The sequence below is a fragment of the Curtobacterium sp. NPDC090223 genome (genome assembly GCF_044746585.1).
GTDB lineage: Bacteria > Actinomycetota > Actinomycetes > Actinomycetales > Microbacteriaceae > Curtobacterium.
This window is the reverse complement of the sequence record NZ_JBIVCN010000004.1, coordinates 216,200-229,263: the sequence shown is the minus strand read 5'-3', so window position 1 is coordinate 229,263 and position 13,064 is coordinate 216,200. Positions and strand designations below refer to the sequence as shown.

The window sequence follows — 13,064 nt, the reverse complement described above, 5'->3', positions numbered from 1 at the left end:
CGTTCCGGTCACGCTGCCAGCAGGGTGAGCAGCCGCGCGGTCTCCGCGGCGATGGCGTCCCGACCGGCCGCAACGTACTTCCGAGGGTCGACGACGTCGGGGCGCTCGTCCAGGACGTCCCGCAGCGCCCGCGTGAACAGGCCGTTGAGGTGCGTCGAGATGTTGATCTTCGTCATGCCCGCCGCCACCGCGCCCCGGAGCTCGTCGTCGGAGAGCCCCGATGAGCCGTGCAGGACGAGCGGGACCGGCACCGCGGCACGGAGGCGTCCGATCAGGTCGCGGTCCACCGCGGCCTCTCGGGTCTGCATCGCGTGCGAGGTCCCGACCGCGACGGCGAGCGCGTCCACACCCGTCGCCGCGACGAAGGCCGCCGCGTCCACCGGGTCGGTACGGACGCCGGGCGCGTGCACGCCGTCCTTGCCGCCCACCTCACCGAGCTCGGCCTCGATCGCGATGCCGGCGCGGTGGCATCGCTCGGCGAGGGCCTGCGTCGCCGCCACGTTGGCGTCGTAGTCCAGGTGCGAGCCGTCGTACATGATCGAGTCGACCCCGAGCGCGATGCCCTCGGCGACGAGGTCCACGTCCTCGATGTGGTCCAGGTGCACCAGGACCTCGACGTCGGCAGCCCTGGCGATCGCCTGCGTGGCCGCCGTGATCGGTGCGAGACCACCGTGGTAGCGGACGCAGTTCTCGCTGATCTGCAGGATCACCGGCAGGCCCGCGTGCGCCGCACCGTCCACGATGGCCTCGGCGTGCTCGAGGAGGACGACGTTGAACGCACCGACCCCGCTGCGGGTCGAGCGGGCGGAGTCGAGCAGTCCGGTGAGGGCGAGGTCGGTGATCATGCGGGGCTCCGGGTGGTCTCGAGGTCGGTGGTGAAGCGGTGGGCGGCGTCGTGGTCGATCTCGCCGGCGACGGGGCGGAGCACGGCGGCGGCGCCGAACGCGGCGGCGGTGCGGAGGGCCGTCGCCAGGTCCGCGCCGCGGGTCAGGGCGAGGACGAGCCCGGCGGTGGCCGCGTCGCCCGCGCCGGTCGGGTTCCCGGTGACGCCGGGGACGGCGGGGACCTCGAGCACGGTGTCGGCGGTGTGGGCGGCGATGCCCGCGGAGCCGCGCGAGACGACGACGGTGCCCGCGCCGCGACGGAGCAGCTCGAGCGCGCCGTCGCGTTCGTCGGGGCAGCCGGTCGCCTCGGCCAGTTCCTCGCGGTTCGGCTTGCAGACGGTCGCGCCGGCGACGGCGGCCGCCAGGAGTGCCGGGCCGGAGACGTCGGCGACGACGAGGGCGCCGGCTGCGACGGCGTCGGTGATCCAGGGGGTGACGACGTCGGGCGGTGTGCCGGCGGGCAGCGAGCCGGAGACCACCAGGGCCGCGGTGCGCACCGCGTCGAGCCTGGCGCGCACCGCGTCGTCGACCACGTGCCATGCCGCGGCCGGCACGCTCGGGCCCGGTTCGCCGAACATCGTCGGATGGGCGAGGTCGTCCACGACGGTGACCGTGGTCCGGGTCTCGCCGGGGACCGGCACCGCGGTGGAGCGCAGCCCGAGGGCCGTGACGGCATCGGCCACCCAGGTGCCCGACGCGCCGCCGAGGGGCAGGACCGAGTGGGTCGGGGCGCCCTCGGCTGCGAGGACACGGGCGACGTTGAGCCCCTTGCCGCCCGGGCGACGCTCGACGCTCCGGACGCGCTGGGTCGTCCCGATGCGCTGCTCGTCGACGCGGTAGGTGACGTCGACCGCCGGGTTCGGGGTGACGACGACGATCATGCGAGGACCTCCTCGGGGAGTGGGCCGGCGCCGACGACGAACAGGTCGGCGCGCGACCCGACCGCCAGCGGCACCGGGAGACCGAGCACGGCGGCGGCGCGACCGGACGACGCCTGGACGGCCTCGATCAGCGGAGCACCGGCGCCGAGCAACCGGGCGAAGCCGTCGGCGACGACACCCGTGCTGCCCGCCAGGGACGAGCCGTCGGCGAGCATCGCGACCCCGTCCGCGACGACGACGTCCGATCCGGCGATCCGGTAGGCGCCGTCCGGGCAGCCGGTCGCCGCCATCGCGTCGGAGACCAGGACCATCCGGCCCGCCGCGCTCCGGCGCACGAGGTCGACCGTGACCGCGTCGAGGTGGTGACCGTCGACGATGGCCTCCACCGTCAGCCGGGGATCGGTCAGGGCGACGCCCACCGGGCCCGGCGCTCGGTGGTGCAGCGGCGGCATGCCGTTGAAGACGTGCGTGACGAGTCGCGCACCGGCGTCGACGGCGCGTTCGACGGTCGCGGCGTCGGCATCGGTGTGGCCGATCGCGACGAGGACGCCCGCGGACGCGAGGCGTGCGACGGCGTCGAGCGCGCCGGGGAGCTCGGGGGCGAGCGTCACGATCCGGAGCGTGCCCGCGGCGGCGTCGAGGTACGCGTCGAGCTCGGTGGTCGTGGGGGCGTGCAGGAGGTCCGGGGCGTGCGCTCCCCGGCGGGCGGGCGAGAGCCACGGCCCCTCGAGGTGGAGTCCGGCGAGGACGCCGTCGGTCACGAGCGACGCCGACCGGCGGAGCGCGGCCGTCGTGGCCTCCGGGGTGCCCGTCGCGATCGAGGCGACGAGCGACGTGGTGCCGCGGTCGGCGTGGTGCGCTGCGACGGCGCGGGCGTCGTCGGGGGAGCAGGTCGCGAAGTCGTGTCCGAGTGCGCCGTGCGCGTGGATGTCCACGAAACCGGGGACGACCGTGCCCTCGACCCGGTGCACCCGGCTCCGGTGCGCCTGCTCGGGCGCCGCACCGGAACCGCGTGCGACGACGACACCGTCCTCGACGAGCAGCCAGCCGTCGTCGAGCACGGCGTCGGGGGTGACGATCCGTGTGGCGCGGAGGAGCCCGTTCACGCGTGCTCCAGCGTCCCGAGGAGGTCCCGCGCGAGCAGCCCGGCGCCGATGGCTCCGGCGGCGTCGCCGTGCCGGGCGGGCACCACCGCCGGGACCCGCAGTCCGACCAGGCGTTCGGCGACGGCGACGCGGAGCGGGTCGAAGAGCAGCGGGCCCGACTCGGCGAGCCCACCGCCGACGACCACGGTGTGGCAGCCCGCGACGGCGCTGATCCAGGCGAGGGTGTCGGCGAGGACGTCGACGCAGTCGGTCCAGACGGCCTCCGCGGCCGGATCGCCGGCGCGGACGCGGAGCATCGCCGCGTGTGCGGAAGCCGTGCCGGTCCGACGGGCGACGGCGCTCGCCGAGGCGATCTCCTCGACCCGGAGGCCGGCGTGCGGGCCGTGTGTGATCCGGACCTGCCCGACCTCTCCAGCCCAGCCGCCACCGGACACTACGGTGCCGTCGACGACGAGTGCGCTCGCGAGCCCGGTGCCGACGGGGACGAAGGCGACGGAGCCGACGTCGAGCGCCGGGGACCGCGTCTCGGCGAGGGCACCGGCACGGACGTCGTGGCCGAACGCCACGGGGACGTCGACGCCGTGCGCCGCGAGGGCCGTCCGGACGTGCTCGCGGACCGGGACGTCCTGCCAGCCGAGGTTGACGGCGAGCACGGACCGGCCGGCGGCCTCGTCCACGACGCCGGGCACGACGACACCGACGGCGTCGAGGGTCGTGCCGGCAGCGCCGTCGCCCTGCACGGTCCGCACCGCGCTCACGACGAGCCGCGCGACCGTGGTGGCGAGCTGCTCGGCGGTGGGGTCGCCCTGCGGGGTCGGCACCCGTTGCTCGGCGAGCACGGTGCCTGCGGCGTCGGTCAGCCGGGCCTTGATGCCCGTGCCGCCGACGTCGACCCCGAGCACGACCCCACTGCCGGGCATCAGGTGAGGATGACCGAGCGGGTCAGCGAGCGCGGGTGGTCCGGGTCGAGCCCGCGGGCTTCGGCCAGGGCGACCGCGAACCGGTGCACCACGACGAGCCCGGCGATCGGGTCCAGGTCGTGGTGGACGAACCGGGCACCGGTGGCAGCGACCTCGTCCGCGAGGCCCTCGGGGGCCGCACCGAGCGACCACACGAGGCGCCCGGGCTGCGCGATCGCGATCGGACCGTGTCGGTAGTCCATCGCCGGGTACGACTCCGCCCAGAACTGCGCGGCTTCGCGGGTCTTCAGCGCGGCTTCGTAGGTGAGGCCCACGGCGGCACCACGCCCGACGAACGACACCTGCTCGGCGCCGAGCAGGTCGTCGATCGGCAGCGCGAGAGCCGCCTCGGCCTGGGCGGCCAGCGCGTCGACGTCGTCACCGATGGACGCACGGAGGAGCGCGAGCGCGGTGGTCGCGAACCGGGTCTGCACGACCGAGCGCTCGTCGGCGAAGGGGAGTGCGACGACGGCGTCCGCGACGGCGGCCGCCGGGCTGTCCGCCACGGCGGTGATCAGCACGGTGCGCTGGGTCGGGAGCGCGGCGAGGAGCGAGATGATCTCGGTCGTCGTGCCGGAGCGGCTGATCGTGACGATGCGGTCGTACTCGCGCCCGGTCGGGTACTCGGACCCGGCGAAGGCGTCCGTGACTCCGAGGCCGGCCTGCTCGCGGGCGACGGCGTAGCTCATCGCGATGAACCAGCTGGTGCCGCAGCCGACGACCGCGACGCGCTCGCCGGGCTGGGGCAGGACGTCGGCGAAGGAGGGGAGGAGCGCGGCGGCGGCGCGCCAGGTCTCCGGCTGCGACGTGAGCTCTGCGCTCACGAAGGTGTCGGTCATGGGTGCCTTCCGGTCCGGATCGATCCGGGTGATCGATGTGGTCGGAAGCATAGCGAGCGATCGTGCTCGATGCGAGAGGAAAACGTCATTTCCGATCAGCAACCGAGCACGGCGCGCCCGTAGGATGGCCTCCATGACTCCGCAACAGCGGCTCAACGCCCTGCTCGAACTCGTGAGCGAACGGGGCAACGTGTCGATCTCCGAGATCGGCGAGATGCTCGGGATCTCCCCGGCGACGGCTCGCCGCGACCTCGCGACCCTCGCCGACCAGCGGCTCGTGACGCGCACGCACGGCGGAGCCGCGGCGCTCGGGGCCGGGTACGAGCTGCCGCTGCAGTACAAGATCGCCCGCCAGGCCGAGGCGAAGACCGCGATCGCCCGTGCCGCGGTGGCGCTCGTCGGGCCGGGGGAGACCGTCGGCCTCAACGGCGGCACCACCACGACCGAGGTCGCACGGGAACTCGGCAAGAGCGAACGGTTCATCCGCGCGGACGGCGAGTACGGCGTGACCATCGTCACGAACGCGCTCAACATCGGGTACGAGCTGTCGGTCCGCGCCAACGTCAAGATCGTGGTGACCGGCGGGGTCGCACGCCGACAGTCCTACGAGCTCGTGGGGCCACTGGTCCGCGACACCCTCGACGAGTTCGCACTGGACGTCGTCGTCCTCGGCGTGGACGGGCTCACCGGGCAGTACGGCGCCACCACCATGCACGAGGGAGAGGCCGAGGTCAGCCGGCACTTCGCGTCCGTCGGTCGGCGGGTCGTCGTCGTCGCGGACTCGACGAAGATCGAGCGCTCGACCTTCGCACGCATCTGCCCGCTCGACCGCATCGATGTGCTGGTCACGGACCAGCCCGTGCCCCCGGCCTTCGCGGCCGACCTGGCCTCGGCCGGGGTGGAGCTCGTCGTCGCCGACTGAGTCGGGCACCACCCGGCCGGCGGACCACCACCCGTCCCGCGGGTCGCCCTGCCGACCGCGCTGCCGGCCGACCTGCTGGCCGCCCGCGAACGTTACCGGCGTGTAAAACCCTTGCATCTCGCTTCCGTGAGCGATCCGTGAGCGCCTATTGTGCATTCATGATCGATTGGGCATCATGGGCGTCACAATCACGCAAGGGAGCGAGATGAGCGTCGACACGAACGAACCCCTCCGCGTCGCGGTGATCGGGATGGGCCAGCGGTCCGCCATCGCCCGGCACGTCGCCGAGGCGGTCGCCTCGCACCCCGACCTGCAGGCGTCGGTCACCGCCGTCGCGGACGTCACCGCCGACGGTCGGGCACGCGGGCACGCCGAGTACCCCGACGCGCTGGTGGTGGAGCACCACCGGGAGCTCGTCGGTGCGGTGGACGCCGCGATCGTCACGACGCCGGACTGGACCCACGCCGAGATCGCGATCGACCTGCTGCGCGCCGGCATCGCCGTGTACCTCGAGAAGCCCCTCGCGATCACGGTGGAGGACGCGGACGCCGTCCTGAACACCGCGGCCGAGACCGGTACCCCGCTGTACGTCGGGCACAACTTCCGGCACGCGGCCGTGGTCCGGCTGATGCGCGAGATCGTCGAACGCGGCGAGATCGGCGAGGTCAAGGCCGTCTGGTGCCGGCACTTCGTCGGCAACGGCGGCGACTACTACTTCAAGGACTGGCACGCCGACCGCACGAAGGTGAACTCGCTGCTCCTGCAGAAGGCCAGCCACGACCTCGACGTCATCCACGCGCTGGCCGGCGGGTACACCAGCCGGGTCGTCGGCATGGGCTCGCTGTCGGTCTACGGCGACGTCACCGACCGGCGTGACCGCTCCGGTGAGCTGATGGGCGACTGGTTCTCCCTGGACAACTGGCCCCCGCTCGAGCAGACCGGGCTCAACCCCGTCGTCGACGTCGAGGACGTCTCGATGGTGATGATGACGCTCGACAACGGCGTCCAGGCGAGCTACGAGCAGTGCCACTTCACGCCGGACTACTGGCGGAACTACACCGTGATCGGGACCGAGGGGCGCCTGGAGAACATCGGCGACACCGGCGGTGGCGTCGTGAAGGTCTGGAACCACCGTCGCGGCTGGGACGTGCAGGGCGACCGCGAGTACCCGATCGACGGCGTCGAGTCCGGGCACGCGGACGCCGACCTCCTCACCATGACCGAGTTCCTGCGGCTGGTGGCCCTCGGCGAACCGACCTCGCTGTCCCCGCTCGCGGCCCGCGCCGCGGTCGCCGCCGGAGCCCTCGCGACCCGTTCGCTGCGGAACGGCTCCGTCCCCATCGACGTCCCGGCACTGCCGGACGAGACACGCACCCACTTCACCCACCCCACCCAGACCGTCAGCCGCTGACGGCCGTGCGAAAGGACCACCCGATGACCGCACACACCACGCACCGAGGAGCGCGCCGCGTCCTCCTCGGCGCCGTCGCCGCCCTGGGCGCGGCGGTCCTGCTCGCCGGTTGCTCGACCTCCTCGGGGGCGACCAGCTCCGGCAGCGCCTACGACAAGGCCGCGAAGGACACCAAGGCGACGCTGAACTACGCCGTCTGGGACGAGAACCAGGTCAAGGCGATCAAGGCGAACCTCAAGGGCTTCAACGAGGAGTACCCGGACATCAAGGTCAACGTCGACGTCACGCCCTTCGCCAACTACTGGACGAAGCTGCAGACCCAGGGCTCGAGCAACACGCTGCCCGACCTGTTCTGGATGAACGGCCCGAACTTCCAGCTGTACGCGGCCAACGGCAAGATCGCGCCGATCACCGGCGAGGTGAAGGCGGGTGACATCGACCCGGCGAACTACTCGAAGGCGTTGAACGAGCTCTACACGTACGACGGCACCCAGTACGGCGTGCCGAAGGACTTCGACACCATCGGCGTCTGGGTGAACAAGGCGCTGTTCGAGAAGGCCGGGGTCGCGCTGCCGTCGAAGGACTGGACCTGGGACGACTTCCAGGCCACCGGCAAGGAGCTCTCCGAGAAGCTCAAGGCCGACGGCGCGTACGGCGCCGCCGGTGGCATGGACGGCCAGACGACCTACTACGACACGATCTTCCAGGCGGGCGGCTCGGTCGTGAACGCGGCCGGCACGAAGTCCGGGTACGACTCGAAGGCCTCGGAAGCCGGGCTGCAGTTCTGGACCGACCTGATCAAGTCGGGTGCCTCGCCCTCGATCAAGCAGCTCACGGACACGACCGCCGACCAGTGGTTCACCTCGGGCAAGCTCGCGATGTACCAGGGCGGCAGCTGGTTCCGGTCGGCACTGACCGGAACGGACCTCGAGAAGGACGTCGTCGTCTACCCGCTGCCGAAGGGCAAGGAGCAGGCGACGGTCATCCACGGCGTCTCGAACGTCGTCGCCGCCAACTCGAAGAACAAGGCCGCCGCGCAGGCACTGCAGGTGTACCTCGCCGGCAAGACCGCGCAGCAGCAGCAGGGCGACATGGGCGCCGTGATCCCCGCGTACACCGGCACGCAGGACGCCTTCACGAAGACGATGCCCGACGCCGACCTGCAGGTCTTCCTCGACGCCGTCGACTACGCCAAGCCGCTCCCGGTGTCGAAGAACACCGCCGCGTGGAACACCCTCGAGACGAACCTGCTCCCGAGCGCGTTCGACGGCTCGACGCCCGTCGACCAGGTGGCGACCGAGCTCGCCCAGAAGATGGACACCGCCCTCGGCAAGGAGAAGTGACGCCCCGGCGTCAGGGAGAGACCCGATGACGATCCACACGGAGCCCACCAGCGCGGCGCACCCCGACACGGCGGGCACCCCCGCCGCCACCCCCGCCCGGGCGCAGCGCGCGTCCGGGCGGGGCGCCCCCGGCGCCGACCGGAAGCGCACGATCATCCGCACCGACGGTGCCTGGCCCTGGCTGTTCGTGCTGCCGCTCCTGATCGGCGTCGGCACGTTCTACATCTGGCCGATCATCCAGACGTTCTGGTACTCGTTCACGACCTGGGGCGTCTTCGGTGGCGCGACGTTCTCCGGCCTGGCGAACTACGGCCGGCTGCTGTCCGACCCGCAGCTCTACCAGTCGCTGCTCAACACGGTGGTCTACACCGCGATCGTCCTGGTCGGGATCCCGATCGCGGTGTGGCTCGCCAGCCTGCTGAACACCCAGGGCCTGCGGTTCGCGCAGTTCTACCGGGTGCTGTTCTTCCTGCCCTACGTGGCGATGCCGGCCGCGATCGCCCTGGTGTGGCGGATCATGTTCAACGGCGACTACGGCATCGTGAACTGGTTCCTCGGGTGGTTCGGCATCGACGGCCCGTACTGGATCTCCACGCCCGGCTTCGCGCTGGTCGCGGTGAGCCTGGTCGGGCTGTGGTCGTCCCTCGGCTTCTCGATGATCATCCTCGGTGCCGGCCTCAAGGACATCCCGCCGGAGCTCTACGAGGCCGCCGAGCTCGACGGTGCCAGCCGGTGGCGCCAGTTCCGCTCCGTCACGGTGCCGCTCCTGTCGCCGAGCATCTTCTTCGTCGTCATCGTCACGACGATCTCGAGCTTCCAGCTGTTCGACCTGCTCTACGCGATCCTCGGCAGCACCAACCCGGTGATCCCGAAGACGATGTCCCTCGTCTTCTACTTCTACAGCGCCGGCTTCATCGACAACGACAAGGGCTTCGCGGCTGCGATCGCCATGGTGATCTTCGTGCTCATCGGCATCGTCACGCTCGTGCAGTTCCGGTTCCAGCGGAAGTGGGTCCAGTCATGACCGCCACCACGACCACACGCGCCCGAGCGGCCCGCCGGCCGGGCCGCCGCGGCGGGAGCCACTGGTGGATCCACGTCGTCCTCGGCGTCGGCGGGTTCGCGATGGCCTTCCCGTTCCTGTGGCAGATCATCATGTCGCTGTCCACGAACGCGCAGGTGCAGTCCGTCACGCCGGTGTTCTGGCCGGGTCAGCTCCAGTGGCACAACTTCGCCGAGGTGTTCGAGCGCCTGCCGTTCCTCAGCCAGCTCGGCACGTCGGTGTACGTCACGATCATCCGGACCGTCGCGCAGATCGTCCTCTGCACGCTCGCCGGGTACGCGTTCGCCCGGATGCGGTTCCGCGGCCGTGCGGTCCTGCTCGCGATCGTGCTGTCGATCCTGCTGGTCCCGTCGCAGGTCTACCTGATCTCGCAGTACCAGATCGTGCAGGGCCTCGGCTGGCTCGACACCCTCGCCGGGATCGTCGCGCCCGGTCTGTTCAGCGCCTTCGGCACGTTCCTGATGCGGACGGCGTTCCTCAACCTGCCGCCCGAGCTCGAAGAGGCCGCCCGCATGGACGGCGCGAACCCGTTCCAGGTGTTCTGGCGGATCATGCTGCCGCTGGCGCGTCCCTCGATCAGCGTCCTGGCGATCACCACCGTGCTGTGGTCGTGGAACGAGCTGCTCTGGCCGCTCGTCGTCTCGACCCGCGCCGAGGACATGCCCCTCGCTGCCGGGCTCGCGACCCTGTCCAGCGACCGCACGATTGACTACCCCGTGCTGATGGCGGCGAGTCTGATGGCGATGGCCCCGGTGCTGATCATGTTCATCGTGCTGCAGCGTCGCGTGATCGACGGGCTCGCGTCCTCCGGGCTGAAGTGAGCCAGGAGGCCCTGCCCACCTCCGTCGCGCTGCTCACGGCCGCCATCGGTCGCGTGCACGACCCGGCGACGCTCGCCGCGCAGCTCGCGTCGAGCGTCGCCGACGCCCCGGCCGGTGCGCGGGAGGACCTCGCGATGGCCGCGGTCGACGCGGTGCTGCCACGCACCGCGGCGTGGCTCGTCGCCCACGGTGCGACCCACGAGCAGGCCGCAGCGAGCATCGCGGACGTGGACCGGAAACGCGACCGGTACGGGGTGCGGGGCACGGGGCTGGACTGGTTCTGCGCGGTGGCGACCGGACGCGTGGTGGCCGTGGGTCGCCTCCAGTTCGAACTCGGTGCGCGTCTGGCGGACGGCACCCGGTCCTGGGGCGTGCACGTCCCGGAGACCGGCCCGCTCGACCCGGTCGCCTGCGACCGTGCGTTCACCGCCGCTCCGGACGTCCTCCGCCGGCTCGCACCGGAGCACGCGGCGACGGTGTGGAGCTGCCGGTCGTGGACGCTCGACCCCGGACTGGCCGCCGAACTCGGCCCGGACGCGAACCTCGTGCGCTTCGCCGAGCGCTTCACGCTGCTCCCGCCCGGCGCACACGACGCGACAGCGGGGGACGACAGTGCTGCGAAGTTCGTCTTCGGCACGGACCTGGCGAGCGCACGGTCCATCGCGCCGCGCGGTCGTGTCCAGGCAGCGGTCCGGGCCAGGTGGGACGCCGGAGAACACTGGACCGAGCGCACCGGGACCGCACCGGTCGGGTGAGCCCGCGCACCCGCGGACGCGTACCGTCGCGGGCATGAGCGAAGCACCGAAGCACCCGCACGGTCCGGACCGCGACCACCTCGACGACGGGGTCGACATGACGTTCGACGAGCGCCGGCACGACACGCTGCGCCGGATGTCCGGCTCCGACGCCCACGACGAGGACCCCCGCGTCGAGGTGCACGAGGAGTCCGACGGCACCGTGCGCATCGACGTCGCAGACACTGCCGCGGTCCGACCGGGCGGGACCGATCCGAGCCGCCGCGACCGCTGACCCGTCCGGCGAGGACGGTGGTGCACGGCATGATCGTTCCGTGCACCTCGTCCTCAGCCGCGTCGACGGCGGCGTCCTCGCCACCCCGCTGACCGACGCGGGGACCACCGAGGGCGAGCCGGTGCACCTGCGGGAGTCGGACCTCCCGGCCTTCGTCGCCGACCGCGAGTCCGCCGGCGTGCGCTGGGTGTGGGACGACACCGCGCGGTGGTACCCGGCCGTGCTCGCAGCGGGCGGCCGCGTCGCCCGCTGCGTCGACCTGCGGCTGTGCCACCGGATCCTCCGCGGCGCGCTCGCCGCCCGCGGGTCCGACCTGCAGGCAGCCCCGCTCGGGCCGTGGGACGCCGCGGCACCGCAGGAGCGGGTCCAGCGTGCGACGCAGGCGCAGCTGTTCGACGACGCGCTGTTCGACGTGGCGGCACCCGCCAGCGCGGCCGACCCGGTCGCCGAGCTCCGCGCGCAGCTCGCCGCCGTGGCGGGATCGACCGACGCCGGAGCGCTCCGGCTGCTCCTCGCCGCGGAGTCCGCCGGGGCGCTCGTCGCCGCCGAGATGCGCTTCGCGGGGTTGCCGTGGCGTGCGGACGTCCACGAGCGGCTGCTCGAGGACACGCTCGGCCCGCGCGTGCCCTACGGGGTCCGGCCACGACGGCTCGAGGAGATCGCCGTGGTCCTGCGCGACCGGCTCGACGACCCGTCCCTGAACCCGGACTCGCCCGCCGACGTGCTCCGGTCCCTGCGGCGGGCCGGGCTCGTGGTGGACAGCACGCGGAAGTGGGAGCTCCAGCGCCTGGAGCACCCGGCGATCGAACCGCTGCTCGAGTACAAGCGGCTGTACCGGCTGCTCACCGCGAACGGCTGGTCCTGGCTCGACGAGTGGGTGCAGGACGGCCGGTTCCACCCGGAGTACGCCGTCGGGGGTGTCGTCACCGGACGCTGGGCGGCGAACGGCGGTGGGGCGATGCAGCTGCCGAAGGCGATCCGGAGCGCCGTGGTCGCCGACGACGGGTGGAAGCTCGTCGTGGCCGATGCCGCACAGCTCGAGCCCCGGGTGCTCGCCGCGATGGCCGGCGACCTCGCGATGGCGTCGGCGGGCAACGGGCGCGACCTCTACGACGGGGTCGTCGCGTCCGGCGCCGTGGAGACCCGGCAGCAGGCGAAGGGCGCGATGCTCGGTGCGATGTACGGCGCCACCCAGGGCGAGGGCGGCCGGCTGGTCCCGCGGCTCGCCAGGGCGTTCCCGCGGGCGCTGGACCTGGTCGAGCGCGCGGCGCGGGCGGGGGAGCACGGCGAGCCGGTGACCACGCGGCTCGGGCGGACGTCGCCGATCCCGGAGCAGGCCTGGTTCGAGGCGAAGAACCTCGCGTGGTCGGTCGAGGGCACCCCGGCGATGCAGCGCTCCGTCGAGTCGCGGGCCCGCAGCTGGGGGCGGTTCACCCGGAACTTCGTGGTGCAGGGCACCGCGGCGGAGTGGGCACTGTCGTGGATGGCCTCCCTCCGGACCCGGCTCGCCGCGCGCGCCCGGGGGCCGGTGCGGGACACGGCGCACCTGGTCTTCTTCGTGCACGACGAGATCGTCCTGCACGTGCCGGAGGCCGACGCGGCCTGGGTCGCCGAGCAGGTCGAGGCCGCTGCCGCCGATGCCGGGCGCATCATGTTCGGGGACTTCCCCGTGACGTTCCCGCTGTCGGTCGCCGTCGTCGACGACTACGGCGAGGCGAAGGACTGAACCCGGATACTTGAATCCGACGATCACGACTTCAAGTGGATTCGTGTCGAGTGGAATCTCGGCATTCTCGATTCAATTCC

13 protein-coding genes are annotated in these 13,064 nt (G+C 72.5%); 8 read left to right on the top strand and 5 right to left on the bottom strand.

Annotated elements, in window-relative coordinates:
* Positions 1–8: 8 nt before the first annotated feature.
* The 5 genes from ACIPJY_RS11110 to ACIPJY_RS11090 are packed head-to-tail and all read right to left on the bottom strand — an operon-like array spanning position 9 to position 4,669.
* Complete coding sequence (locus ACIPJY_RS11110; protein ID WP_400464639.1) at positions 9–845, bottom strand: class II fructose-bisphosphate aldolase; 837 nt, start codon at positions 843–845, stop codon at positions 9–11.
* The gene (locus ACIPJY_RS11105; RefSeq protein WP_400464641.1) at positions 842–1,765 is read right to left on the bottom strand and encodes a 1-phosphofructokinase family hexose kinase; all 924 of its coding nucleotides are present in this window, start codon (positions 1,763–1,765) and stop codon (positions 842–844) included. Before ACIPJY_RS11105 ends, ACIPJY_RS11110 begins: the two co-directional genes overlap by 4 nt.
* A complete protein-coding gene (locus tag ACIPJY_RS11100) occupies positions 1,762–2,871 on the bottom strand; it encodes an N-acetylglucosamine-6-phosphate deacetylase (RefSeq protein WP_400464644.1) in 1,110 nt (369 codons plus the stop codon). Before ACIPJY_RS11100 ends, ACIPJY_RS11105 begins: the two co-directional genes overlap by 4 nt.
* Entirely contained in the window at positions 2,868–3,791 is a 924-nt protein-coding gene (locus ACIPJY_RS11095) for an ROK family protein (RefSeq protein ID WP_400464645.1), read from the bottom strand. The genes ACIPJY_RS11100 and ACIPJY_RS11095 overlap by 4 nt, the downstream gene beginning before the upstream one ends.
* Positions 3,791–4,669, bottom strand: a complete 879-nt coding sequence (locus ACIPJY_RS11090; protein ID WP_400464648.1) for an SIS domain-containing protein — start codon at positions 4,667–4,669, stop codon at positions 3,791–3,793. The genes ACIPJY_RS11095 and ACIPJY_RS11090 overlap by 1 nt, the downstream gene beginning before the upstream one ends.
* 133 nt (positions 4,670–4,802) lie before the next feature.
* Between ACIPJY_RS11090 and ACIPJY_RS11085 the strand changes: the two genes are divergently transcribed.
* The 8 genes from ACIPJY_RS11085 (at position 4,803) to ACIPJY_RS11050 (ending at position 12,984) form a co-directional block, all read left to right on the top strand.
* Positions 4,803–5,591, top strand: a complete 789-nt coding sequence (locus ACIPJY_RS11085) for a DeoR/GlpR family DNA-binding transcription regulator (protein ID WP_400464649.1) — start codon at positions 4,803–4,805, stop codon at positions 5,589–5,591.
* Between the two features lie 205 nt (positions 5,592–5,796).
* A complete protein-coding gene (locus ACIPJY_RS11080; RefSeq protein ID WP_400464651.1) occupies positions 5,797–7,002 on the top strand; it encodes a Gfo/Idh/MocA family protein in 1,206 nt (401 codons plus the stop codon).
* Positions 7,003–7,025: 23 nt separating this feature from the next.
* Complete coding sequence (locus tag ACIPJY_RS11075; RefSeq protein ID WP_400464653.1) at positions 7,026–8,345, top strand: ABC transporter substrate-binding protein; 1,320 nt, start codon at positions 7,026–7,028, stop codon at positions 8,343–8,345.
* A 25-nt stretch (positions 8,346–8,370) separates the two neighbouring features.
* Complete coding sequence (locus tag ACIPJY_RS11070; protein WP_400464654.1) at positions 8,371–9,369, top strand: carbohydrate ABC transporter permease; 999 nt, start codon at positions 8,371–8,373, stop codon at positions 9,367–9,369.
* Complete coding sequence (locus tag ACIPJY_RS11065) at positions 9,366–10,229, top strand: carbohydrate ABC transporter permease (protein WP_400464656.1); 864 nt, start codon at positions 9,366–9,368, stop codon at positions 10,227–10,229. Before ACIPJY_RS11070 ends, ACIPJY_RS11065 begins: the two co-directional genes overlap by 4 nt.
* Positions 10,226–10,984, top strand: coding sequence for a hypothetical protein (locus tag ACIPJY_RS11060; protein WP_400464658.1), 759 nt, complete (start codon positions 10,226–10,228; stop codon positions 10,982–10,984). The genes ACIPJY_RS11065 and ACIPJY_RS11060 overlap by 4 nt, the downstream gene beginning before the upstream one ends.
* Before the next feature lie 34 nt (positions 10,985–11,018).
* Positions 11,019–11,258 carry a hypothetical protein gene (locus tag ACIPJY_RS11055; RefSeq protein ID WP_400464660.1) on the top strand — a complete coding sequence of 80 codons (240 nt, stop codon included), beginning with the start codon at positions 11,019–11,021 and terminating at the stop codon, positions 11,256–11,258.
* A 40-nt stretch (positions 11,259–11,298) separates the two neighbouring features.
* On the top strand, positions 11,299–12,984 hold the full coding sequence (locus tag ACIPJY_RS11050) for a bifunctional 3'-5' exonuclease/DNA polymerase (RefSeq protein WP_400464662.1): 1,686 nt from the start codon (positions 11,299–11,301) through the stop codon (positions 12,982–12,984).
* Positions 12,985–13,064: the final 80 nt, after the last annotated feature.

Coding starts and splice junctions, on each gene's coding strand:
- ACIPJY_RS11110 (WP_400464639.1), bottom strand. CDS start 845: ATGATCACCGACCTCGCCCTCACCGGACTGCTCGACTCCGCCCGCTCG.
- ACIPJY_RS11105 (WP_400464641.1), bottom strand. CDS start 1,765: ATGATCGTCGTCGTCACCCCGAACCCGGCGGTCGACGTCACCTACCGC.
- ACIPJY_RS11095 (WP_400464645.1), bottom strand. CDS start 3,791: ATGCCCGGCAGTGGGGTCGTGCTCGGGGTCGACGTCGGCGGCACGGGC.
- ACIPJY_RS11090 (WP_400464648.1), bottom strand. CDS start 4,669: ATGACCGACACCTTCGTGAGCGCAGAGCTCACGTCGCAGCCGGAGACC.
- ACIPJY_RS11085 (WP_400464649.1), top strand. CDS start 4,803: ATGACTCCGCAACAGCGGCTCAACGCCCTGCTCGAACTCGTGAGCGAA.
- ACIPJY_RS11080 (WP_400464651.1), top strand. CDS start 5,797: ATGAGCGTCGACACGAACGAACCCCTCCGCGTCGCGGTGATCGGGATG.
- ACIPJY_RS11075 (WP_400464653.1), top strand. CDS start 7,026: ATGACCGCACACACCACGCACCGAGGAGCGCGCCGCGTCCTCCTCGGC.
- ACIPJY_RS11070 (WP_400464654.1), top strand. CDS start 8,371: ATGACGATCCACACGGAGCCCACCAGCGCGGCGCACCCCGACACGGCG.
- ACIPJY_RS11065 (WP_400464656.1), top strand. CDS start 9,366: ATGACCGCCACCACGACCACACGCGCCCGAGCGGCCCGCCGGCCGGGC.
- ACIPJY_RS11055 (WP_400464660.1), top strand. CDS start 11,019: ATGAGCGAAGCACCGAAGCACCCGCACGGTCCGGACCGCGACCACCTC.